The sequence below is a fragment of the Advenella kashmirensis W13003 genome, assembly GCF_000506985.1.
In the GTDB taxonomy this organism is placed as follows: domain Bacteria; phylum Pseudomonadota; class Gammaproteobacteria; order Burkholderiales; family Burkholderiaceae_B; genus Advenella; species Advenella kashmirensis_A.
This window is the reverse complement of sequence record NZ_KI650979.1, coordinates 2,284,808-2,305,928: the sequence shown is the minus strand read 5'-3', so window position 1 is coordinate 2,305,928 and position 21,121 is coordinate 2,284,808. Positions and strand designations below refer to the sequence as shown.

Here is a 21,121-nt window from a genome sequence, read left to right as displayed (position 1 = left end):
TCTGGCAACCCGATTCGTTTTGCGCATCCGGGCAACCGGATGCCAACCTCGTCAACCCACTATTGAGCCCGTCATCATGACTATTTCTGTTGATTTTCTATTCGATTTTGGTAGCCCGAACGCCTATTTCAGCCATGAAGTCATTCCCGACATCGAGGCCCGGACCGGCACAACTTTCCGCTATGTGCCTATTTTGCTTGGCGGATTGTTCAAACTGACTAACAATCAGTCGCCGGCAGATGCGTTTGCGCATATTGCCAACAAACGTGCTTATGATGCGCTGGAAGTGCAACGTTTCATCCAAAAACACAATTTGACAAAATACCGTCGCAACCCTTACTGGCCGGTAAACACGCTCAAAATCATGCGTGGCGCAGTGGCAGCAGAAAAACTGGGGGTATTCGAGACTTATGTCAACGCCGTATTTTCCGCTATGTGGGAACAGGAACTGGATATGGCCAATGCAGACGTCATTGTGCAGGCGCTTGACACGGCCGGGCTCAATGGCGCGCAGATTCTGGAGCAATCCCAGCAGGCAGATGTCAAGCAGGCGCTGATTGACAATACCCAGCATGCATGTGACCGCGGCGCTTTCGGATCGCCAACCTTTTTTGTCGGAAACGATATTTACTTTGGCAAAGACAGACTGGCCGACGTTGAGTCAAAAATTATGGAGACGATCAAACCAGGGGCTTAATCGTTCCGGCTCTTAGTGTCCTTGTACGGCAAACAATTGGTTTGACCCGAACTGCAAATAACAGCCCGAGCAAAGCCGCTTACCGCAACTGCCATAAAGCATAAAAATCTTGACACGATTGCCATTTAAATATAAATTTCAAATTATTATTTGAAATTTATATTTAAATACTTGCATGTCGACTAAAGACAAAATCACAGCCAGCGCCCTTTCGCTTTTCGCGACAAGGGGCTTTGACGCAACCACGCTAAAAGACATCACAACACTTGCTGATGTGAATGTCGCCGCGATCCATTACCACTTCGGCACAAAAGAAGATCTGATCCGGGTCGTGCTCGAATCGGTCGCCCAGCCCGTCAACATGTTGCGCACACAGGCGCTGGAAAAGCTGTCTGGTGAAGGAGCGCTGACACTGGAGCGAATCGTTGAGGCACTGGTGGCGCCGCCCATCAGGCATAGTCTGCAAACGACGGGCGATAGCCGATTGCTGATCAGGTTGTTGATGCAGGCCCGGGCCCTGCCTCAGGAGGCAACGAACGCCGCCATTTTCGAACAATACGATGCCATGGCACTGCTTTTCGTTGATGCCTTTATGAAAGCCTCACCGGGCTTGAACCGTGCAGAAGCCTTCTGGCGTTATTCATTCACCATCGGCGCGATGATGTACATCATCAGCGACGGGGATAAAAACTATCATCGTTTGAATAGACTATCGGACGGGCTCTGCGACACAGATGATCCCGACGTTATTGTTAAACAGTTGGTCGCATTCATTGTCGCGGGATTTTCTGCGCCCAACGTATCAACGCCGGCTCACTGAGCAAAAGGAAACACATGACCCGTAAAATCATCGACCTGTCGGTCACGCTTGAGGACAAACCCACCTCACCCGCCCATCACCAGCCCAAGATCGACTACGTCAATCACGACGATTCGTGGGAATTGTTTGGACGACTCCTGCCGGGCGTCACCCCTGATGATATGCCAGATCAAAAAGCCTGGGCGGTGGAAAAAGTATCACTCTCCACCCACGCTGGCACGCATATGGATGCGCCCTGGCATTATCACCCCACGACCAATCACGCCCTGACCGAAGGTGGGGAGCCGGCGCCCGGTATCGACCAGGTGCCACTGGACTGGTGTCTGAAACCCGGTGTGAAGCTGGATTTTCGCCACTTCGACGCCGGTTACGTGGTCACACCGCAAGACATACAAAACGAACTCGAACGGATCAACTATACGCTCAAGCCATTGGACATCGTGGTAGCCAATACCCGTGCAGGCGCACGACAGGGGCAGGCGGATTATTGGGAAAGCGCGTGTGGTTTCGGTCGCGATGCAACGCTATGGATGCTGGAGCAAGGCGTGCGTATCGTCGGCACCGATTCGTACAGCTGGGACCCGGCCTTCAAGTATGTCATTGAGCGCTTTAAGCAAAACAAGGATCCGCGCATTCTCTGGGAAGGCCACAAGGCCGGCCGGGATATTGGTTATTTTCAGATGGAAAAACTGACCAATCTGGATCAGTTGCCGTCGCACGGATTCACAATCAGCTGTTTTCCGATAAAAATCAAGGACGCCTCGGCAGGCTGGTGCAGAACTGTCGCGATTCTTGATTAACAACGCCGGTCCCATTCCTTCACAACCACCGAGACAATGGCTATCATTATGCCCTTCAATAAACACACACAATTTGCAAAAGAAAAGATTGGCCGCATTACAACACGCATAGCCGGGGCGGCGCTCGCATCAATCATACTGCCTCTTGCTGCGACAACTGCATCCGCTGCTTATCCCGAAAGACCGATAGAGCTGGTCGTGCCATTCCCGCCAGGCGGCATTGTCGACGTTGTCACCCGTACCATGGCGCGCCAATTAAGTGATACATTGAAGCAACCATTAGTGGTGGTGAACAAAGCGGGGGCAGGCGGCTCTATCGGTGCGGCACAGGTTGCCAGATCGAAACCGGACGGTTACACGCTGCTGATGGCCTTTGATACGCATGCCATCAACCCGCTTTTATATAAATTGCCATTTGACTCCGACAAGGATTTGATGCCGATTTCTCTGATCGGCACCTCTGCTTTGGTTCTCGCCGTGCCTGCCTCAGTTCCGGTCAATAGCGTTCCCGAACTTGTCGAGTTGGCCAAACGAGATCCTGGTGCCCTGAACTATGCATCAACCGGTGCGGGCAGTTCCAATCAGCTCGCTGCGGAACTGTTCAAATCCACAACGGGTGCCGATCTCACCCATATCCCATACAAAGGTGGTGCGCCTGCCATTGCAGACTTACTGGCGGGGCGGGTTCAAGTGATGTTTGTCAGTGCCAGCTCTGTGCTTGCGCACATTCACGCCGGCAAACTCAAGGCGCTCGCTGTTACAACCAAACATGAGATCCCCCAGTTACCGAATGTGCCCTCCCTCACTCAGTACTATCCATCTTTCGAGGCCCAGTCCTGGATCGGTGTGCTCGCGCCAGCCGGTACACCGCAAGATATCATTTCGCGTTTGAATAAAGATATCCATAACATTCTGAAAAACGCCGAGATGACTTCATTTTTTCACAAACAGGCTATCCAGCCATCGCCATCTTCACCAGAAGCATTTGGCAAGTTCATGCTGGATCAGACGCAAAAATGGGAGAGTGTCATCAAGCAGGCCGATATCAAGGTCGAGTAGCCTGCTGCGCATCGCTATCGGCTAACATCATTGTGGAGAGGAACGTTTGCGCGCGCTCCCCACATATCAGATGCGAGAAATATGTCTTCGTTTAAAGCCCCGTTCGTTGCCGGGGATGCGAACTTCGTAGTAGCATTGACGCCTCAATATTTGTGATATTCAATGAATTTGAAAGAACGGAACATGAACGTCAATATAAATGCGGTCTCCGACAGTGAGGTCGGGCTTGCTGGTACGAATCAGGAATCCTCAAGCCTGACCGAAACCCTGTTCGGCGCCGACACGCTGTCAATTCGGCAACGGGTCGAAGCAAGCCGCAGCACATTTCTCAATAGCACCGATGCGACCGATGACATGCCCATTGAGAACATCCGTGACAAGTTCATGGCGCTGGATATCCCCTCGCAGGGCAGCAATGTAGACGCTTATCTGGACAAGCTCGATCAGGACGTGCTGCCGCACTGTTCTCATCTGGCGTCGCCCAGGTATATGGGCCATATGACATCGCCGATCCCCAGTTTTTTACCCGAAATCGGTCGCCTGGTTCAGACTTTGAACCAGAACGTTGTCAAGATGGAAACCAGCCGCAGCCTGACGTTCCTTGAACGCCAGGTCATTGGCATGCTGCACCGGGAAATCTTCCGTTTCGATCATGAGTTTTACCAAAGCCATTTGCAAAGCATTTCCGAGGCGCTGGGCATTTTCACCAGCGGCGGCACGCTTGCCAACATCGGTGCCCTCTGGACGGCCTGGCGCAGAGCCCAGGACCGACATCCGGCACAAATGCAACAGTCAGTCGGCACGCTGAATAAGCCCGTGATCATCGGCTCGGAATTGCTGCATTATTCTTTTGACAAGGGTGCGCATCTGCTTGGTGCGCACTTGCATAAAGTGCCGGTCAATGATCGGTTCCAGATTGATCTGGATGCGCTGCGCGAGGCAATTGAACAGTTCAGACAGGCAGGGCAACCTATTATTTGCATCGTTGCCATTGCCGGCACTACCGACTACGGTAGCGTGGATGACCTGCGAGCCATCTGCGAGTTGGCGCATGATGTTGAGGCGCATGTGCACGTTGACGCTGCATGGGGTGGCGGATTGATTCTGAGCGAGCGCAACCGGTCGTTGCTGGACGGCATTGAGCTTGCCGATACGGTCACGATTGACGGTCACAAACAGCTTATGCTGCCGCTGGGCTGTGGTCTGCTGTTTTTTCGTGATCCGACATTCTCGCAGGCAACTGTCCATCATGCCCCCTACGCAGTACGCGCCACTTCCTATGACCAGGGCCGCTTTACGCTTGAAGGGTCGCGCCCAGTCAACGCATTATATTTACACGCCGCACTGCATATCATCGGCAAGCAAGGCTACGATGACCTTTATACCGAAAGTCTGGGACGTGCCCGCTATATGGCACAAGCCATCGATGCGCGTGCAGAATTTGAACTGATTGCGCCGCCATCAATGAATATTTTGGCATACCGCTATATACCACAAGCGTATCGCGGCAAGCCGCTCGATGAGCAGGATAATAATCACATCAGCCAGTTCAATATCGCTCTGCAAAAAGCGCAGAGACAGAAAGGAGACAGCTTCGTTTCCCGCACATTCCGGCCCATCAAACGCTATCAGAACCAGTCCCTGGCCCTTTTACGGGCCGTGCTGCTCAATCCGTTGACCAAACATGACGATATTGATTTCCTGCTGAATGACCAGATCCAGATCGCCCGCTCGCTTGAGGCCGCGGGTTAAATTCGCGGGCACAGTGAATCACCGATCATGCACAGCAAAACAGAGGCTTGCGTCAGCCAAGCTATCGTTGTATTTCCCCGGAAATTTCCACGCGCTTGACCTCTGAAAAATAGATGATGATCAGCGATACCCACACCACGCCGTAAAGCAGCATGAAGCAGCTGGAGCGGACAGGAAGAATCTCTGCCAATATGCCGAACATGATGGGCAACAGGAATCCTGCCAGGCCACCCGCCAATCCGACAATGCCGGTCACCGTACCCATATTGTCCGGAAAATCGTCCGCCACATATTTGAAGGTGGAGGCCATGCCGAAGGCAAAGACGGCACCCAGCACGAACAAAATGCCGACAAAAAGCCAGATAGGCATATACAAATGAAAAGACGACGATCCGTCCAGAGTTTTAATGGTTAACTGCGTGTCGGGGTAAGAAAGCAGGAACAGACAGATCCACGCAACCCACAGGCACCACCAGGTAACATTGTGTGCGCCGAACCGGTCCGCCAGCCCGCCGCCGACTGCGCGCAAGATTGCACCAGGCAAGGAGAACCCGGCGGCCAGGGCCGCGGCGGCAACCAGGCTCAGTCCATATTCGGCCTGAAAATACTGGGGGATCCACAAGGAGAGTGCGGTAAACCCGCCAAACGTAATCGAATAGTATTGACAATATCGCCAGACTTTGGGATTTCTGAGCACGTTGAACTGGTCGGCAAAGCGACCGCTAGTCTTGCCTGCGCCAGGATCGGGCGCAGAGACAAACCAGAAACCCACTGCCGTGATCAATAACACGACCGCGTAGATTTTGGGTACGGCGCGCCAGCCGAAACTTTCAAGCAATATCGGCGTCAGGAAAAGGTTGACTGCCGCGCCCACCGTGCCCGCTCCAAAAAAACCCATGGCGAAGCCTTTTCTTTCGGCGGAAAAGAAGCGGGCGACATAGGGCGTGCCGATGGCAAAAGAAGCTCCCACCAATCCCAGGAACAAGCCGATGACCAGGAAATGCCAAAGCTGCTGGGAATAACTGACCAGATAGACGGGAATGGAACAGCCTGCCAGCAGGATCGTCATCATGACCCGCCCGCCGAAACGATCGGTCCAGATCCCCAGTGGCAAGCGGAAAAGCGCCCCCGTCAGCACAGGCGTCGATGTCAACAGCCCGAATTCGAAGGCGTTCAGCCCAAGCTCCTGGCGGATCTGAATGCCCAGCACACCGAACATCATCCAAACAACAAAGCAAACCATAAAGGCAAAGGTGCTGCTGTACAAAACAGCATACGCTTTGGGATTGTCGGTTGTCATCATGGGTCTCTCTTGTGACGGTCAGAAAAATTATTGCAGCAGCGGTGAATCGGCTCCTTCGATATCCAGCCCCTTGATATTGGCCTGCCCTGCCAGCAATTGAAGATACTGGGATGTCGCGCGCCGCCGGCTGGACTGACTGAGCCAGTCTGCGATACGCGCATGCACCGACTCAAACGGCATTACGCTTCCTTCCTGCTTGTCACCGGTACGGACAATATGGAATCCATGACGGGTGTCGACCAGTCGATTCAATAACGTGTGGGGCGCCATCGCAAAAACGGCCTTTTCAAATTCGGGCAACGTATCGCCACGCAAAACGATGCCGAGCGCCCCGCCCTTGGCTGAGGATGGACAATTGGAATACTGTCGCGCATAGTCGGCAAAAGCGTCCGGCCCGGCCTGGTAAAGCGTGTTGAGAATGTCGCCCGCATAGGTTCGCAGCCGTTTTGCATCAATGCGGGGGGTCAGCTGGAACAGAATATGCCAGACCTCAATGCTGTCGTTGTAAACAAACTGGTTTTTGTGCAGCTCGTAATAGCGCAGGCACGCAGAGGCATCCGGTTCCGGCGTGATGACTTCCGCATCCAAAACCGCCTGCGTCAAGACTTCGGTGTCCGTCTCGTGGATACCAAGCGAAAGCGCCCGCTGGCGCAGCAGTTCCCGAAACACCAATTCATGGCTGGCGCTTTTGACCGGATCCCGTTGCCCGTCATGCCGGGGCAATTCATCGGCCAGTGCTGCTTCGTCGATACTGACGCCGTTCACTTGAATCATGATGTCCTCCTCTTCACCGTGAACGCACCAGCTGCCACGCACGCGTCAGGTACGTCACTGATGCAAATCCGCTCCAGACGTGAACCAGCCGCGTGAATGGAAAAATCAGAAACAGCGTCATTCCCAGTATCATATGAGCCTGATACACCCAGGGCGCGCCCAGCAGAACCTCTGCAGCGCCTGCACGGAAGGTGACAATCCGCTGCGCCCACTCGCCCAGCATCAGCATGACCGTGCCGTCTTTGTGGTGCACTGATGTAAAAATCGACAACAACCCCAACAACAGCACAATCAGAATCCAGAATAAGGTCAGCCAGTCACTGAATCTGGATGTCGCCACCAGCCGGGGCTCGGATACGCGTCTGTAGATCAGCAGCACCAGCCCGATCAGACAGACCAGCCCCAGCGCAGCCCCGACGACAACGGCCATCATCTGCTTGGCTTGCGTCGATAAACCGAGGGCATGATAAACCGCTGGCGGCGTGAGCAGTCCGAAAAGATGAGTAAAGAAAAGCGCAATAATCCCTCCGTGAAACAGGATACTGCCCAGCCGTAGCGTGCTGCGTTTGAGCAGCTGGCTTGAATCGCTTTTCCAGGTGTATTGACCGCGTTCAAATCGCATCAGGCTGCCCAGCAGGAATACGGCCAGCGCAATATACGGGTAGATTGCGAAAAAGAAATGATGTAAATAGGCATCCATTTTAAGCGCTCCCTATTTATCCGTTGCGACAATTGGATCGGTCTTTTTGCGGGGATCCGTTTGGTAAAACGTAATGGGGTGATCCGCCGCTGGCCTGCGCGCAAGAACGGGTTCAGTGCCGTCTGCATTCGGTCCGAACGTAACCATAGTCTCTTCCATCGCCCCCTCGGGCGGTTCGGGCAGCACCTCGGGCACGACTGTCGTCATGCCACGCAACGCCGTAAATATCACGGCATACGGACTATGCACCCTGGCCAGCTTTTCCTCGATGCGGGAAAAAATGTGAATGGCGTCGCCCAGCAGGCCTGCTGCCTTGTCTGCCGGTATCTGCGACAAAAATTCAAGAAACAGGGGAATGTAGTCCGGCAACTCGGTCGTATCCGGCAGCAAGCCATGCTCGATATACTCATTGCGTAAATCCACCATGGCCTGTCCTCGGTCCCGTGACTCGCCGTGGATGTGCTCAAACAAATGCAAAGAATGGCTGGGCTTGCGATCGAACGTATCAACGTATTGCTCTTGCAGCTCAATCAGGTCGGTGCTATTGTCAAAAAGCGCGAACACCGGCCAGAGCAGCCTGGATTGTTCTTCGCTCAATAGCGACTTCAACTGCGGCATTGCGTCAACCAGTTCTTCGTCGGGATAACTCAACATTGCCGAGAGCACCGCATAGAGCACACGTGGTTGAAGCGCTTCCCCTGCGGACGCAGCAGCAGATGCCGGCTTCATGACGTTTCTCCTGTCGGAGCAGTCCGGTTTCGCTGCAGGTCCATGAACACCACCTGTTGCGCGTCGCCCTTCGGTTTTTTGCCGAACAAACTGCCTTTGGACGCGCCCCCCGAACAGCCGTCGCCAAAAGAAAACCCACAGCCTCCTTTCATGTCGAAGGCGTCCTCGGCATATTCGCGATGCGAGGTCGGAATCACAAACCGATCCTCGTAATTGGCAATAGCCAGGTATCGGTACATTTCCTCTACCTGTGGCAATGTGAGCCCGACCTGTTGCAAAATGTCGGGCCGCTCTTCACCGTCGACTGTTCTGGCGCGCATAAAGGCACGCATGGCCAGTAGACGCTCCAGGGCCAGCGCCACCGGCGCCTCGTCTCCCGCCGTCAGCATATTGGCCAGATAACGCAGGGGTATCCGCAAGGATCTGATGTCCGGCAAGGCGCCGAAGCTGCCGATATCACCGCTATTGGCGGCGGACTGGATAGGCGATAAGGGCGGGACATACCAGACCATGGGCAGTGTCCGGTACTCCGGATGCAAGGGGAAGGCAATCCGCCACTCGACCGCCATTTTGTAGGTCGGCGATCGCTGCGCCGCATCCAGCCAGCCCTGCGGCACGCCGTCGGCCAGGGCCTGGGCAATGACGGCAGGATCGTCGGGGTCCAGAAATACGTCCAGTTGCGCTTCATACAGTGCCGCCTCGTCCTGTACCGATGCGGCGTGCTCGATGCGATCAGCGTCGTAAAGCAGTACGCCCAGATAGCGGATCCGCCCCACACAGGTTTCCGAACAGACCGTGGGCTGCCCCGCCTCGATACGTGGATAACAAAATATGCATTTTTCCGCTTTACCGCTATTCCAGTTGTAATAGATTTTCTTGTAAGGACAGCCGGACACGCACATGCGCCAGCCTCGGCATTTGTCCTGGTCGATCAGGACGATGCCGTCCTCTTCGCGTTTGTAGATGGACCCTGACGGACAGCTGGCGACGCAACTGGGGTTCAGACAATGTTCACACAATCTGGGCAGATACATCATGAAGGTATTTTCAAACTGCCCATAGATATCTTTCTGAATATCCTCGAAATTGTAATCGGCCGATCGTTTCGAAAACTCGCCGCCCAGGATCTCCTCCCAGTTGGGACCCCATTCGATTTTTTCCATGGTCTTGCCTGTAATCAAAGACCGGGGCCGAGCCGTGGGCGTGGCCTTTGACTCCGGTGCGGATTGCAGGTGGTCATAATCAAATGTAAAGGGTTCGTAATAGTCGTCAATTTCCGGCAAATTCGGATTGGCGAAAATATTTGCCAGTAGCTTAAGCTTGCCTCCCTGGCGTGGCTCAATCCGTCCGTTTGCATTGCGCTTCCAGCCACCGTTCCAGTGTTTCTGGTTCTCCCAGTCCTTGGGATAACCAATGCCCGGCTTGGTTTCCACGTTATTGAACCACGCGTACTCCATACCGTCGCGCGAGGTCCAGACGTTCTTACAGGTGACCGAACAGGTGTGACAGCCGATACATTTGTCCAGATTCAGGACCATCGCTATTTGCGCGCGTACTTTCATTGTCCTCTCCTCCCGCTAGGGCTTTGCCGTGGCTGAATCCCGCAGGGGCGATTCGAGCCAGTCTATTTTCGACATTTTGCGTACGATCACGAACTCGTCGCGATTGGATCCCACGGTCCCGTAATAATTCAAACCATAAGACAGTTGGGCATATCCGCCGATCATGTGCGTGGGCTTGATGACCGTTCTGGTCACCGAATTGTGAATACCGCCCCGGGCCCCGGTAATTTCCGAACCTGGCATGTTCACGATTTTCTCTTGCGCGTGGTACATCATGGTCATGCCTTCCGGCACCCGCTGGCTGACCACCGCACGCGCCACCAGTGCGCCATTCACATTGAACGCCTCGATCCAGTCATTATCGGCAATGCCAGCTTTCGCCGCGTCCTTTTCCGATATCCAGACAATGGGACCGCCACGCGACAGCGTCAGCATGATCAGGTTGTCTGTATAGGTGGAGTGAATGCCCCATTTCTGGTGAGGCGTGATGAAATTGAGCAGCAAATGCGGATTGCCGTTGCCGCGCGATTGCAACAGGGGCGTGATGGATTTGGTGTCGACCGGCGGCCGGTAAACACATAACGCCTCGCCGAATGCGCGCATCCACGTATGGTCCTGGTAAAGCTGCTGGCGTCCGGTCAGGGTGCGCCACGGAATCAGCTCATGCACGTTGGTATAACCGGCGCTATAGCTGACGTGGTCAGACTCGAGCCCGGACCAGGTAGGAGAGGAGATAATCTTGCGCGGCTGGGCCTGCAAATCGCGGTAGCGGATTTTCTCATGCTCGCGCGGCTTGGCCAGGTGCGAATGATCCCGTCCCGTGAAGGCGGACAGGGCGTCCCAGGCCTTGACCGACACTTCGCCATTGGTTTCGGGCGCCAGCATCAGAATCGTCTCGGCAGCGTCGATATCGGTGTCCAGCCGCGGACGGCCGTAACTGATGCCCTCCTCGGTCACCGCCTGGTTCAACTGCGCCAGCAGCTCGCATTCTTCTTGCGCCGGCCACGCGATGCCTTTTCCGCCGACGCCCAGTTTGGAGGTCAACGGTCCGAGTGAAGTGAATTGCTTGTAAAGCGCCGGGTAATCGCGTTCGACAATATTGAACGATGGCATTGTTTTGCCCGGGATCATCGGCCCGCCATCACGTTTCCAATCCTGTACACCGAAAGGATCGCCCAGCTCGGCAGCACTGTCATGCTGCAACGGCGTCAGGACAAGATCCTTGACGGCAGGCAGTTCAGTGCTGGCGATATCGGAAAATGCCTTGGCAATACCTTTATAAATTTCCCAATCACTGCGAGACTCCCATACCGGGTCTACGGCAGCCGACAGCGGGTGAATAAACGGATGCATATCCGAGGTGTTCAAATCACTTTTTTCGTACCAGGTCGCGGTGGGAAGGACCACATCGGAATACACACAGGTCGTCGACATTCGAAAATCCAGTGTGACCAGCAGGTCCAGTTTGCCTTGCGGCGCCTGCTCGTGCCAGACGACGTCAAGAGGTTTGGCCTGCCCGTCCTCGCCCAGTTCCTTACCCTGTATGCCGTGCTCGGTGCCCAGCAAATGCTTAAGGAAATATTCATGGCCCTTGCCCGATGAGCCGAGCAGATTGGAGCGCCAGATAAACATATTGCGCGGGAAATTGTCCGGGTGGTCGGGATCCTCGCAAGACAGTCTGAGTTTGCCGCTCTTCAGGCCCTGGACGGCATACTCGGCGGGGTCCTGCCCCGCCTCCTGGGCCTGCCGCACCACACTCAACGGATTGGTCTGCAGCTGAGGCGCCGATGGTAACCATCCCATGCGCTCGGCCCGCACGTTAAAATCAATCAGACTGCCCTGGTATGCTTGCGGATCGGCCAGCGGCGACAATAACTCAGAGACCTGAAGCTTCTCGTAACGCCACTGATCGGTGTGGGCATAAAAAAAGGAAGTCCCATTCATGTGCCGCGGCGGACGGCACCAGTCCAGGCCGAAGGCCAGCGTACTCCACCCTGTCTGGGGACGCAGTTTTTCCTGTCCGACATAGTGACACCAGCCTCCTCCGGACTTGCCGACACAGCCACACATCACCACCAGATTAATAATGCCTCGGTAGGCCATGTCCATGTGATACCAGTGATTCAGGCCGGCGCCCAGGATCACCATGGACTTGCCTTGTGTCTTATCGGCATTCTCGGCAAACTGCCTGGCGACGGTAATGACATCCTGTCGTTTCACACCTGTAATGCGTTCCTGCCAGGCGGGTGTATAGGGCACGTCATCATCAAACGATGCAGCGACATTATCTCCACCCAGGCACCGGTCGAGCCCGTAGTTTGCCATGAGCAAATCGTAGACCGTCGTCACCAGCACCTCGCCGTCTTTCGCCTGCAGACGGGCGACGCCCATATTCCGCAGCAGGATATTGTCGTGATCGGTGCCCTGGAAAAAGTCGTTTACCTGACTGCCGAAATAAGGAAAGGCGACCGGCACGACCTCATCATGGTCGCCCACGATTGACAGGCGCAGGCGATGCGGCTCGCCCTGATCATCTACGGATTCCAGATTCCATTTCCCCCGGTCCGGTCCATCACTCTGGCCCCAGCGAAAACCGATAGAACCGCGCGGCGTCACGATACGCCGGGTCAATTCGTCATAGGCCACGGTTTTCCAGTCCGGATTGTTTTTCTGGTCCAGCAGGTCCGGGAAATCGGAAGCCCGCAACATGCGGTCGGGCACGTATCGGTCGCTCTGCTTGACCAGGCGGACCAGAAAAGGCATGTCAGAGTATTGCCGGCAATACTCTCGGAAATAGTCGCTTTTCCCTTCTAAATGAAATTCCTTCAGGATCACATGACCCATCGCCAAAGCCAGCGCGGCGTCGGTCCCTTGTTTGGGATGCAGCCAGACATCGCCGAACTTGGCGCCTTCGGCGTAATCCGGAAAAATGGAGACGATTTTCGCGCCCCGATAGCGCGCTTCGACCATGAAGTGGGCATCCGGCGTTCGCGTCTGAGGGACATTGGAACCCCACATGACAATGAAGCCCGAATTGAACCAATCGGCCGATTCAGAGACGTCTGTCTGCTCCCCCCAGGTCTGGGGACTGGACGGGGGCAGGTCGCAATACCAATCATAGAAACTGAGTATGGTTCCGCCCAGCAGGGACAGATACCGGCTGCCTGCGGAAAAAGAAACCATGGACATCGCAGGAATCGGCGAAAAACCCACAATGCGATCGGGCCCGTACCGCTTTATCGTATAGACATTGGCTGCAGCGACAAGCTCATTGGCTTCCGTCCAGGTGCTGCGGACAAAGCCTCCTTTGCCCCGCATTTTTTTATACTCGTATGCGAGCGCCGGCGTGGTGCAGATATGTTCCCACGCGGCAAGGGGGGAGAGCGTTTTACGCAGTTCGCGCCAGATCTTTGCGAGCCGCCCCCGGATCATCGGATACTTGATGCGATTGGCGCTATATAAATACCAGGAGTAGGATGCGCCCCTGGAGCAGCCGCGGGGTTCATGGTTGGGCATGTCCGGCCGCGTTCTGGGATAGTCCGTCTGCTGCGTTTCCCAGGTGACGATGCCACCCTTCACATAGATTTTCCAGGAACAGGATCCGGTGCAGTTGACCCCATGCGTCGAACGAACGATTTTGTCGTGTTGCCATCGATCACGGTACGCCTGTTCCCACGATCGGTCTTCATCTACGACATTTCCGTGCCCGTCTGAAAATGAATTTTTCTTGCGACTGAAATATCTGAGACGATCAATTATGTGACTCACCGCTGTTCCTTTATAGAAGCTAGTGGGAGCCCCTCAGGACAGCCCGATTAGCAGAACCAGAATGTCTTTCTCATAATATGTTTAAAAATAGTACTTGCATTGCCATTGATTAGTCAATGAATCTCGTCTTTTATATTTCATTTGAAATAAACAATATTTTGCTCGGAATAATCGAGGCTCAGAATAACAGGCCATCCCAATGAACAAAATGAATATATTGAATGCAACGATCGTTTCATTTAATATGCATGAATGAAAAATCAGAACTGGCTGTTATTGACATACAAGGTCCCGTCCGAACCCACGACCAAACGCATTGCCTTATGGAGAAAAATCAAAGGCATGGGGGCGATTTATCTGCAAAGCGGCGTCTGTCTGCTGCCCAGGACAGATGAATATCTGCGGCGCATGAAAATGCTGGAACACGATATTGCCGAAATGGGCGGTCACTGCGTCATTCTGCAAACACTGGCGCTGGATGCCGCACAGGAGGCCAAGGTCATTGAACGTTTCAATGCAGATCGCGACGAACAGTATGCGGAGTTTATCGGGCGATGCGATGACTTCGACGCCGAAATTGCCAAGGAAATCACAAAGAAAAAATTCACCTATGCCGAGCTGGAAGAAGAGGACACCGATTTAAAAAAGCTACAGGGCTGGCTGGAGAAAATCAACAAGCTGGACTTCTACGGCGCCACCCGCGCCGCAGAGGCGGCGCAGCGACTGGAGCAATGTCAGGCGTTACTGGACTCCTATGCCAGACAAGTTTTTGAAGCGAATGATGAAAACAACTGAAGACACAACCTCTCAGACAGGCGCCAAGGGCGCTGCTGCCCGCATTCCCAAAAGCGTGTGGGCACTTGGTTTTGTTTCCATGCTGATGGACATTTCCTCGGAAATGATCCACGCGCTGCTCCCGATTTATATGGTGACCGTGCTGGGCACCTCTGTCCTGGCTGTCGGCGTTATCGAAGGGATCGCTGAAGCCACGGCATCCATTACCAAGATTTTCTCAGGCGCGCTAAGCGACCGTCTTGGGAAACGCAAACTGCTGGCCATTGTCGGCTATGGCCTGGCAGCCCTGACCAAACCGGTCTTTCCCCTTGCTGCGGGTGTCGAGGCATTGGTCGGCGCGCGATTTGTTGATCGTATCGGCAAAGGGATCCGGGGTGCGCCACGCGACGCGCTGGTTGCAGATGTGACACCGCCCCATTTGCGCGGCGCCGCCTATGGCTTGCGCCAGACCCTGGACACCTTTGGCGCCTTTGTCGGACCACTATTGGCAATTGCACTCATGTGGCTGACTGCCAGCCACTTCCAGACCGTTTTCTGGATTGCAGTCATTCCCGCCTTTCTGGCTGTCGGCGTACTCATACTTTTCGTCCACGAACCGGCACGACCCAAAAATGTCAGGCCCGTGCGCTCACCGCTGAGCTGGAGCGAATTGAAGCGCCTGGGCAGTCTGTACTGGACGGTCACCGCGCTGGCCGTTGTCTTTACGCTGGCAAGATTCAGTGAAGCCTTTCTCATCTTGCGCGCACAGAATGCCGGGGTACCGTCTCTGTGGGTGCCGGGGGTATTGGTGATTATGGCGCTGTCCTTTTCCCTGTCCGCATACCCGGCGGGTGTCCTGTCTGACCGCCTGGGACGCAAAGGCGTGCTTCTGATCGGCCTGCTGCTGCTGATTGTCGCCAATCTGGTCCTGGGCTACGCGCCCGGCTGGGGCGGCCTGGCAGCAGGCGTCATACTCTGGGGCCTGCATATGGGATTCACACAAGGCGTGTTCGGCGCGCTGATTGCCGATACGGCACCCGCAGAACTCAGAGGAACCGCCTTCGGCATGTTCAACCTGCTGACCGGATGCGCCCTGCTCGTATCAAGCGTGCTGGCCGGCGCCCTTTGGGAGGCGTTTAATTATCAGGCAACGTTTCTGGCAGGCGCGGGATTTGCCTTGCTGACGTTAGTGGGCATGATTGTGCTGAACCCGTTCGGGCGCAAGAATTGGGGCGAATCTTATGACTGACCCTACTTATGACTGCCTCCAATGGGCACTAGCCGCATCCAAAAAAAGCACCGTATATTGAAAATGGCCTCACAGAAGCCTCACCCCGGTATTGCACCAGGGCATGAGCCGCGCTCATCCTATTAGCATTATTGCCTATCGCCAGAGCGGCATAACCACTTGATCTAAATGGCGTCTCCGACAGGAATCGAACCTGTATCAAGAGCTTCGGAAACTCTTATTCTATCCATTGAACTACGGAGACTTCTTAGCAAGTCCGCTATTTTACCCTATTGTGCAGATTCCTGTAAGGGTGTGGCGGTATACTTGCACAGTTATTTCTGCCCTAAAACAGACACTTTCAGCCGGAACAGGCCGTGTTGACGTACAAAACAGGGTGACAATCGTTATAATCCAACATTACTTATTATTTCACTTTCGGGGGGAAAGGGCATGGTCCGGCGGTATGCGAGTCAATTGGCTTCTTTTTTTCCATCATTTAACATTGCAATGACCTGTAGGATGTATCTATGAGCGATCAAACAGAACACCACGAAGACCACGAACATACAAGCCCGATCAAAACGCCCAAGCAACTGATCACTGTCGTCGTCCTCGCGTTCATACTCCCCGTACTTATTATTATCCTGCTGGTCAAAGTAGTCAGCTCAGCCACCACTTCCGGGGCAGGCAGCGACACGCTGACCGAAGAGTCTATTGCCGAACGCATTGCGCCTGTTGCCAAATATAATACCGCCCCTGTGATTGTTGCCGCTGCCGACGCCGGTCCCAAGAAACTCAAAACCGGCGAAGAAGTTTACAAAAGCCTCTGTATGGGCTGTCATGACACCGGCGTATCCGGTGCTCCCAAATTTGGCGATTCCGGTGCCTGGGCACCGCGCTTGAAAGCCGGTCAGGCTGAAGTGGTCAAACTGGCCATTCATGGTCTGAATGCAATGCCTCCTAAAGGCGGCGACCCAAGTCTGAGTGATCTGGAAGTAGAACGTGCTGTTGTCTATATCGCCAACCATTCAGGCGGTTCATTCAAGGAGCCCGCTGCTCCTGCGGGTGAAGGCGCTGCTGCTCCTGCCGAAGGTGCCGCTCCTGCTGAAGGCGCTGCTCCTGCTGAAGGCGCTGCTCCTGCTGAAGGCGCTGCCCCTGCTGAAGGCGCTGCCCCTGCTGAAGGCGCTGCTCCTGCTGAAGGCGCTGCCCCTGCTGAAGGCGCTGCCCCTGCTGAAGGCGCTGCCCCTGCTGAAGGCGCTGCTCCTGCCGAAGGTGCTGCTCCTGCCGAAGGTGCTGCTCCTGCAGCCGCCGCGGGTGCTGCTGCCGGCGCTACCGCAGCTGCTGCTGGCGGGAACGACAAACTGGCTGAAGGCGAAGCGCTGTACAAACAAATCTGTTTCGCCTGTCACGACGCCGGTGTTGCCGGCGCGCCGAAATTTGGTGATAAAGCGGCCTGGGATGCCCGCATCGCAACGGGCATGGACAAGCTGTATGACGCTGCCCTGCATGGCCTGAATGCCATGCCTCCGAAAGGCGGCTCATCGGCACCCGACGACGTTGTCAAGGCTGCTGTTGACTACATGGTCAAAGCCGTCAAGTAAACCACTCCACCCGTTCTGGCTCTATTAAAAAGCCCACTGCGATATGTAGTGGGCTTTTTTTGGGCTATGTCAGACGAATGTGCAGGCTGGCAGGTCCTGCATCAATACAACCTGCCGACCTATTTACTCAACAGCGCTGCGATTTTTTCATCACTCCAGCCCAGCTCTTCTTTCAGAATTGCCTCGGAATGCTGGCCCAGCATGGGTGGCGCATTGCGATACTGGATAGGCGTGTCGGAAAACCGCATGGGGCTGGCCGTCATGGGCGTCGTGCCTGCGGCAGGATGAGGCAATTCAAGCTTCATCTGGCGGGCAATCACTTGTGGATCTTCATATACCTGATCAATGGTGTTGATCGGGCCGGCGGGAATATTGCTCGCCTCCAGCTCGGCCAGCCATACATCGCGTTTACGCGTTTTCATAACGGTAGCCAACAGCGGAATGAGTGACTCACGATTGACCACCCGGCCAGCGTTTTTCCGATAACGATCATCTTCAGACAGTTCAGGCATATTGATCAGACGGCAGAACGCAGCAAATTGCGTGTCGTTGCCCACCGCCAATATAAGATGACCATCTTCGACTTCAAACACCTGATAGGGCACCAGATTCTGGTGTGCATTGCCCGCACGCCGCGGCGCCTGTCCCGAAGTCATGTAATTGAGATTCTGATTGGCCAACATCGCCACCTGGCAATCGAGCAGCGCCATGTCGATATGTTGCCCCAGACCGCTGGAGTGGCGCTCATTGAGCGCCGCCAGAATGGCGACGGTGGAATACATGCCGGTCATGAGATCAGAAACGGCGACCCCGGCCTTCTGAGGGCCACCGCCTGGCAGATCGTCATGCTCGCCAGTAATACTCATTAATCCCCCCATCCCCTGAATAATATAGTCATAGCCAGGGCGAGTGGCGTACGGACCGGTCTGACCGAAGCCTGTAATGGAACAGTAAATGAGCCGCGGGTTGATCTGTTTGAGACTGTCGTAATCCAATCCGTATTTTTTCAAGCCGCCGACCTTGTAATTCTCGACCAGAATGTCTGCCTTTGCGGCCAGCGCCAGTATGACCTCGCGCCCTGCTTCGCTGGTAAAGTCCAGCGCAAGGGATCGTTTATTACGGTTGGCCGACAGGTAATAAGCCGCTTCGCTTGTATCGGCCCCATGTTGATCTTTCAGGTACGGCGGGCCCCATCCGCGCGTATCATCGCCACTGTCAGGACGCTCAACCTTGATGACGTCAGCCCCCAGATCGGCCAGATTCTGGGTACACCATGGCCCCGCCAGCACCCGCGTCAGATCGAGTACCCTGATGTTCGCCAATGGCGCCAAACGCTGTGTCATTTTCCTGCTTCTCCATAATCAAAATCGTACTTTCACCCGCAAAAGAAGCCAGACGCGGAACAACGACGTTCAGTGCCGGCACGGGCGTAATGAAGAACAGCGGGCATGGCAATCGCTCACTCGCTGTTCGGGGTTTACATTCTAACCCTTTTTTTGCAGCATCTCTTTGAGCTTGACCAGCCGCTCTTTGGGTGTCATGCCGCTAAACGGGTCGACCACCACTTTCAGTCCGCTTTCCAGGCCCATCTCGCTGATAAACCGCGATGGCTCCCGAATCAAGTCTTCGCGGGCCTTGCGCCGCTTTTTGCACCAAGTCAACGTCAGATGGAACTGGGCGCGCGTAATGCCGACGTACATCAGCCGACGTTCTTCCTGTATGCGCACTTCCAGGGCTTCGGCATCCTTGTTGGCATCGCCATATTCGTCATCTTTGCCAAGATGTGGCAATAACCCCTCTTCCACGCCTACCATATGGACATAAGGATATTCAAGTCCCTTGGAAGCATGAATGGTGGTCAGGCGAACTGCATCGGGATCCTCATCGTCTTCGCTACGCTCCAGCATGGTGATCAGCGCAATATGCTGGACCAGTTGTGCAAGCGTCAGCCCGTCCTCCTGCGCCTTGCGCTTGAGCCAGTTGGTCAGTTCCAGCACATTTTGCCAACGTGACTGCGCCGCGCGCTCCTCCTGGGTGTCGTACAGATAGCGCTCGTAATCGATGTATTTCATTACTTCGTCCAGCAACTCGCTGGCACCTTCTGCCGGCGTTGCCGCGCCACCGTCGGTTTTACCTCGACCGGCCCGCCACTGAATATTGCGGATGAAATCAACAAAGACCTTCAGGGGCTCAAGCTGGCGCGCTCCGATCCGCTCGGCAGCCTGCTCGTCATGAACCGCATCAAAGAGCGAACAATTCAGTTGTGTTGCCGTATCCCCCAGCGCTGTCAGGCTGGCCTGGCCTACACCGCGCTTGGGTGTTGTGACAGCCCTGATAAAGGCAGGATCATCTTCTTCATTGGCGATAATGCGCAGATAGGCAATAATGTCGCGGATTTCGGCTTTATCGAAAAAACTCTGCCCGCCTGCGATCACATAGGGAATACGCAACTCCCGGAAAGTCTGCTCGAACAGGCGCCCCTGATGATTGCCCCGGTAAAGTACCGCGTAATCTTTCCAGCGGGCATTGCGCTCGAACCGGGACGCGGAAATACGCATACCCACGGACTCCGCTTCGGCCTCTTCATTGTCCATCACCACCACCTGTATGGGCTCACCCTTGCCGAGCGTGGACCAGAGTTTCTTGCCAAACAGATTCGGATTGCGGCTGATGACCTGATTGGCCGCATCCAGTACGGTCGCGACCGAGCGATAATTCTGTTCCAGCTTGATCAGACGCAACGCAGGATAGTCCTGAGGCAGTTTGGCCAGATTTTCAATGGTTGCGCCGCGCCAGGCATAAATCGCCTGATCATCGTCGCCCACTGCAGTAAACATGTCGCGCAGCCCGGTCAGGGAACGCACCCATTGATACTGACAGACGTTGGTGTCCTGATACTCGTCAATCAGCATATAGCGGCAGCGACGCTGCCAGCGTTCGCGCAGCTCGTCGTTGGTACTCATGAGCTTTGCAGGCATAACGATCAGATCGTCGAAATCCACTGACTGGTAGGCGCGCAAGGTGGCATCATAGCTGCGATAGACCCGGGCCGCGTCCTGTTCATCAGGTGTCTCGGCCAGTTTTTCCGCGTCGTCCGGCGTGATCAGTGCATTTTTCCATAGTGATATCTGTTGCTGAACGCTGCGTAGCCGTCCCTTGTCGGTGGTCGCCAGAAGTTCCTGAATTACCCCGAGCGCGTCAGTAGAGTCCAAAATGGAAAATCCCGGCTTCAGGCCTGCATGCACGGCCTCTTCGCGCAAGAACCGCACACCCAGCGCGTGGAAGGTGCTGATCGTCAATCCCTTGAGCCGCTTTTTTTCAACGCTTTGCTGAATGCGCTCAGCCATCTCGCGCGCCGCCTTATTGGTAAAGGTCAGGGCGATAATGCCGCGGGCATCATAACCACATTCATTGATCAGATAGGCAATCTTCTGAGTGATAACACGGGTTTTGCCACTACCGGCACCGGCCAGCACCAGGCACGGACCATTCAGGTAAAGCACGGCTTCACGCTGCGCGGGATTCATCGATAGCAGTGCGTCGCTCATGGT

The 21,121-nt window shown here is 54.9% G+C and carries 16 protein-coding genes and 1 tRNA gene; 8 read left to right on the top strand and 9 right to left on the bottom strand.

Translation table 11 applies throughout. From position 1 onward, the window contains the following. Window positions 1-76: 76 nt before the first annotated feature. The 5 genes from W822_RS34500 to W822_RS34480 all read left to right on the top strand — a co-directional run bounded on the left by W822_RS34500 (window position 77) and on the right by W822_RS34480 (window position 5,128). Window positions 77-697, top strand: a complete 621-nt coding sequence (locus W822_RS34500; RefSeq protein WP_024005205.1) for a 2-hydroxychromene-2-carboxylate isomerase — start codon at window positions 77-79, stop codon at window positions 695-697. Window positions 698-872: 175 nt separating this feature from the next. Then, window positions 873-1,517, top strand: coding sequence for a TetR/AcrR family transcriptional regulator (locus tag W822_RS34495; protein WP_024005204.1), 645 nt, complete (start codon window positions 873-875; stop codon window positions 1,515-1,517). 14 nt (window positions 1,518-1,531) lie between these two features. Further along, complete coding sequence (locus tag W822_RS34490; protein ID WP_024005203.1) at window positions 1,532-2,317, top strand: cyclase family protein; 786 nt, start codon at window positions 1,532-1,534, stop codon at window positions 2,315-2,317. 48 nt (window positions 2,318-2,365) lie between these two features. Beyond that, window positions 2,366-3,376, top strand: a complete 1,011-nt coding sequence (locus W822_RS34485) for a Bug family tripartite tricarboxylate transporter substrate binding protein (RefSeq protein ID WP_051401666.1) — start codon at window positions 2,366-2,368, stop codon at window positions 3,374-3,376. A 183-nt stretch (window positions 3,377-3,559) separates the two neighbouring features. Then, a complete protein-coding gene (locus W822_RS34480; protein WP_081724341.1) occupies window positions 3,560-5,128 on the top strand; it encodes an aminotransferase class V-fold PLP-dependent enzyme in 1,569 nt (522 codons plus the stop codon). A gap of 61 nt (window positions 5,129-5,189) precedes the next feature. Here W822_RS34480 and W822_RS34475 read toward each other — a convergent pair whose 3' ends face one another. From W822_RS34475 to W822_RS34450, 6 genes are read right to left on the bottom strand one after another with little or no spacing between them, the layout of a single operon-like run. Then, the gene (locus W822_RS34475; protein WP_081724381.1) at window positions 5,190-6,428 is read right to left on the bottom strand and encodes an MFS transporter; all 1,239 of its coding nucleotides are present in this window, start codon (window positions 6,426-6,428) and stop codon (window positions 5,190-5,192) included. A gap of 30 nt (window positions 6,429-6,458) precedes the next feature. Continuing rightward, window positions 6,459-7,205, bottom strand: coding sequence for a peptidylprolyl isomerase (locus W822_RS34470; protein WP_051401665.1), 747 nt, complete (start codon window positions 7,203-7,205; stop codon window positions 6,459-6,461). Between the two features lie 13 nt (window positions 7,206-7,218). Continuing rightward, window positions 7,219-7,905 carry a respiratory nitrate reductase subunit gamma gene (gene narI / locus W822_RS34465; protein WP_024005198.1) on the bottom strand — a complete coding sequence of 229 codons (687 nt, stop codon included), beginning with the start codon at window positions 7,903-7,905 and terminating at the stop codon, window positions 7,219-7,221. Window positions 7,906-7,917: 12 nt separating this feature from the next. After that, the gene (gene narJ, locus W822_RS34460; RefSeq protein WP_031242695.1) at window positions 7,918-8,634 is read right to left on the bottom strand and encodes a nitrate reductase molybdenum cofactor assembly chaperone; all 717 of its coding nucleotides are present in this window, start codon (window positions 8,632-8,634) and stop codon (window positions 7,918-7,920) included. After that, a complete protein-coding gene (narH, locus tag W822_RS34455; RefSeq protein WP_024005196.1) occupies window positions 8,631-10,196 on the bottom strand; it encodes a nitrate reductase subunit beta in 1,566 nt (521 codons plus the stop codon). The genes narJ and narH overlap by 4 nt, the downstream gene beginning before the upstream one ends. A gap of 15 nt (window positions 10,197-10,211) precedes the next feature. Continuing rightward, complete coding sequence (locus tag W822_RS34450; protein ID WP_024005195.1) at window positions 10,212-13,964, bottom strand: nitrate reductase subunit alpha; 3,753 nt, start codon at window positions 13,962-13,964, stop codon at window positions 10,212-10,214. Window positions 13,965-14,216: 252 nt separating this feature from the next. Between W822_RS34450 and W822_RS34445 the strand changes: the two genes are divergently transcribed. Continuing rightward, window positions 14,217-14,759, top strand: coding sequence for a Chromate resistance protein ChrB (locus W822_RS34445; protein WP_024005194.1), 543 nt, complete (start codon window positions 14,217-14,219; stop codon window positions 14,757-14,759). Continuing rightward, entirely contained in the window at window positions 14,743-15,987 is a 1,245-nt protein-coding gene (locus W822_RS34440; protein ID WP_253272261.1) for an MFS transporter, read from the top strand. Before W822_RS34445 ends, W822_RS34440 begins: the two co-directional genes overlap by 17 nt. 169 nt (window positions 15,988-16,156) lie before the next feature. Here W822_RS34440 and W822_RS34435 read toward each other — a convergent pair. Further along, a tRNA-Arg gene (locus tag W822_RS34435) sits at window positions 16,157-16,231 on the bottom strand. A gap of 265 nt (window positions 16,232-16,496) precedes the next feature. On the opposite strand from W822_RS34435, the gene W822_RS34430 reads away from it, so the two are divergent. Next, complete coding sequence (locus W822_RS34430) at window positions 16,497-17,570, top strand: c-type cytochrome (RefSeq protein WP_024005192.1); 1,074 nt, start codon at window positions 16,497-16,499, stop codon at window positions 17,568-17,570. A gap of 119 nt (window positions 17,571-17,689) precedes the next feature. Here W822_RS34430 and W822_RS34425 read toward each other — a convergent pair whose 3' ends face one another. Next, window positions 17,690-18,913 (bottom strand): CaiB/BaiF CoA transferase family protein, encoded by a 1,224-nt coding sequence (locus tag W822_RS34425; RefSeq protein ID WP_024005191.1) that lies wholly within the window; start codon window positions 18,911-18,913, stop codon window positions 17,690-17,692. A gap of 141 nt (window positions 18,914-19,054) precedes the next feature. Next, window positions 19,055-21,118: a UvrD-helicase domain-containing protein gene (locus W822_RS34420; RefSeq protein WP_024005190.1), complete on the bottom strand. Its 2,064-nt coding sequence runs from the start codon at window positions 21,116-21,118 to the stop codon at window positions 19,055-19,057. Between the last annotated feature and the right edge of the window lie 3 nt (window positions 21,119-21,121).

Excerpts from the sequence above, each read along its gene's own strand:
- W822_RS34500 (WP_024005205.1), top strand. The coding sequence starts at position 77 with ATGACTATTTCTGTTGATTTTCTATTCGATTTTGGTAGCCCGAACGCC.
- W822_RS34495 (WP_024005204.1), top strand. The coding sequence starts at position 873 with ATGTCGACTAAAGACAAAATCACAGCCAGCGCCCTTTCGCTTTTCGCG.
- W822_RS34490 (WP_024005203.1), top strand. The coding sequence starts at position 1,532 with ATGACCCGTAAAATCATCGACCTGTCGGTCACGCTTGAGGACAAACCC.
- W822_RS34485 (WP_051401666.1), top strand. The coding sequence starts at position 2,366 with ATGCCCTTCAATAAACACACACAATTTGCAAAAGAAAAGATTGGCCGC.
- W822_RS34480 (WP_081724341.1), top strand. The coding sequence starts at position 3,560 with ATGAACGTCAATATAAATGCGGTCTCCGACAGTGAGGTCGGGCTTGCT.
- W822_RS34475 (WP_081724381.1), bottom strand. The coding sequence starts at position 6,428 with ATGACAACCGACAATCCCAAAGCGTATGCTGTTTTGTACAGCAGCACC.
- W822_RS34470 (WP_051401665.1), bottom strand. The coding sequence starts at position 7,205 with ATGATTCAAGTGAACGGCGTCAGTATCGACGAAGCAGCACTGGCCGAT.
- narI (WP_024005198.1), bottom strand. The coding sequence starts at position 7,905 with ATGGATGCCTATTTACATCATTTCTTTTTCGCAATCTACCCGTATATT.
- narJ (WP_031242695.1), bottom strand. The coding sequence starts at position 8,634 with ATGAAGCCGGCATCTGCTGCTGCGTCCGCAGGGGAAGCGCTTCAACCA.
- narH (WP_024005196.1), bottom strand. The coding sequence starts at position 10,196 with ATGAAAGTACGCGCGCAAATAGCGATGGTCCTGAATCTGGACAAATGT.
- W822_RS34445 (WP_024005194.1), top strand. The coding sequence starts at position 14,217 with ATGAAAAATCAGAACTGGCTGTTATTGACATACAAGGTCCCGTCCGAA.
- W822_RS34440 (WP_253272261.1), top strand. The coding sequence starts at position 14,743 with ATGATGAAAACAACTGAAGACACAACCTCTCAGACAGGCGCCAAGGGC.
- W822_RS34430 (WP_024005192.1), top strand. The coding sequence starts at position 16,497 with ATGAGCGATCAAACAGAACACCACGAAGACCACGAACATACAAGCCCG.
- W822_RS34425 (WP_024005191.1), bottom strand. The coding sequence starts at position 18,913 with ATGACACAGCGTTTGGCGCCATTGGCGAACATCAGGGTACTCGATCTG.
- W822_RS34420 (WP_024005190.1), bottom strand. The coding sequence starts at position 21,118 with ATGAGCGACGCACTGCTATCGATGAATCCCGCGCAGCGTGAAGCCGTG.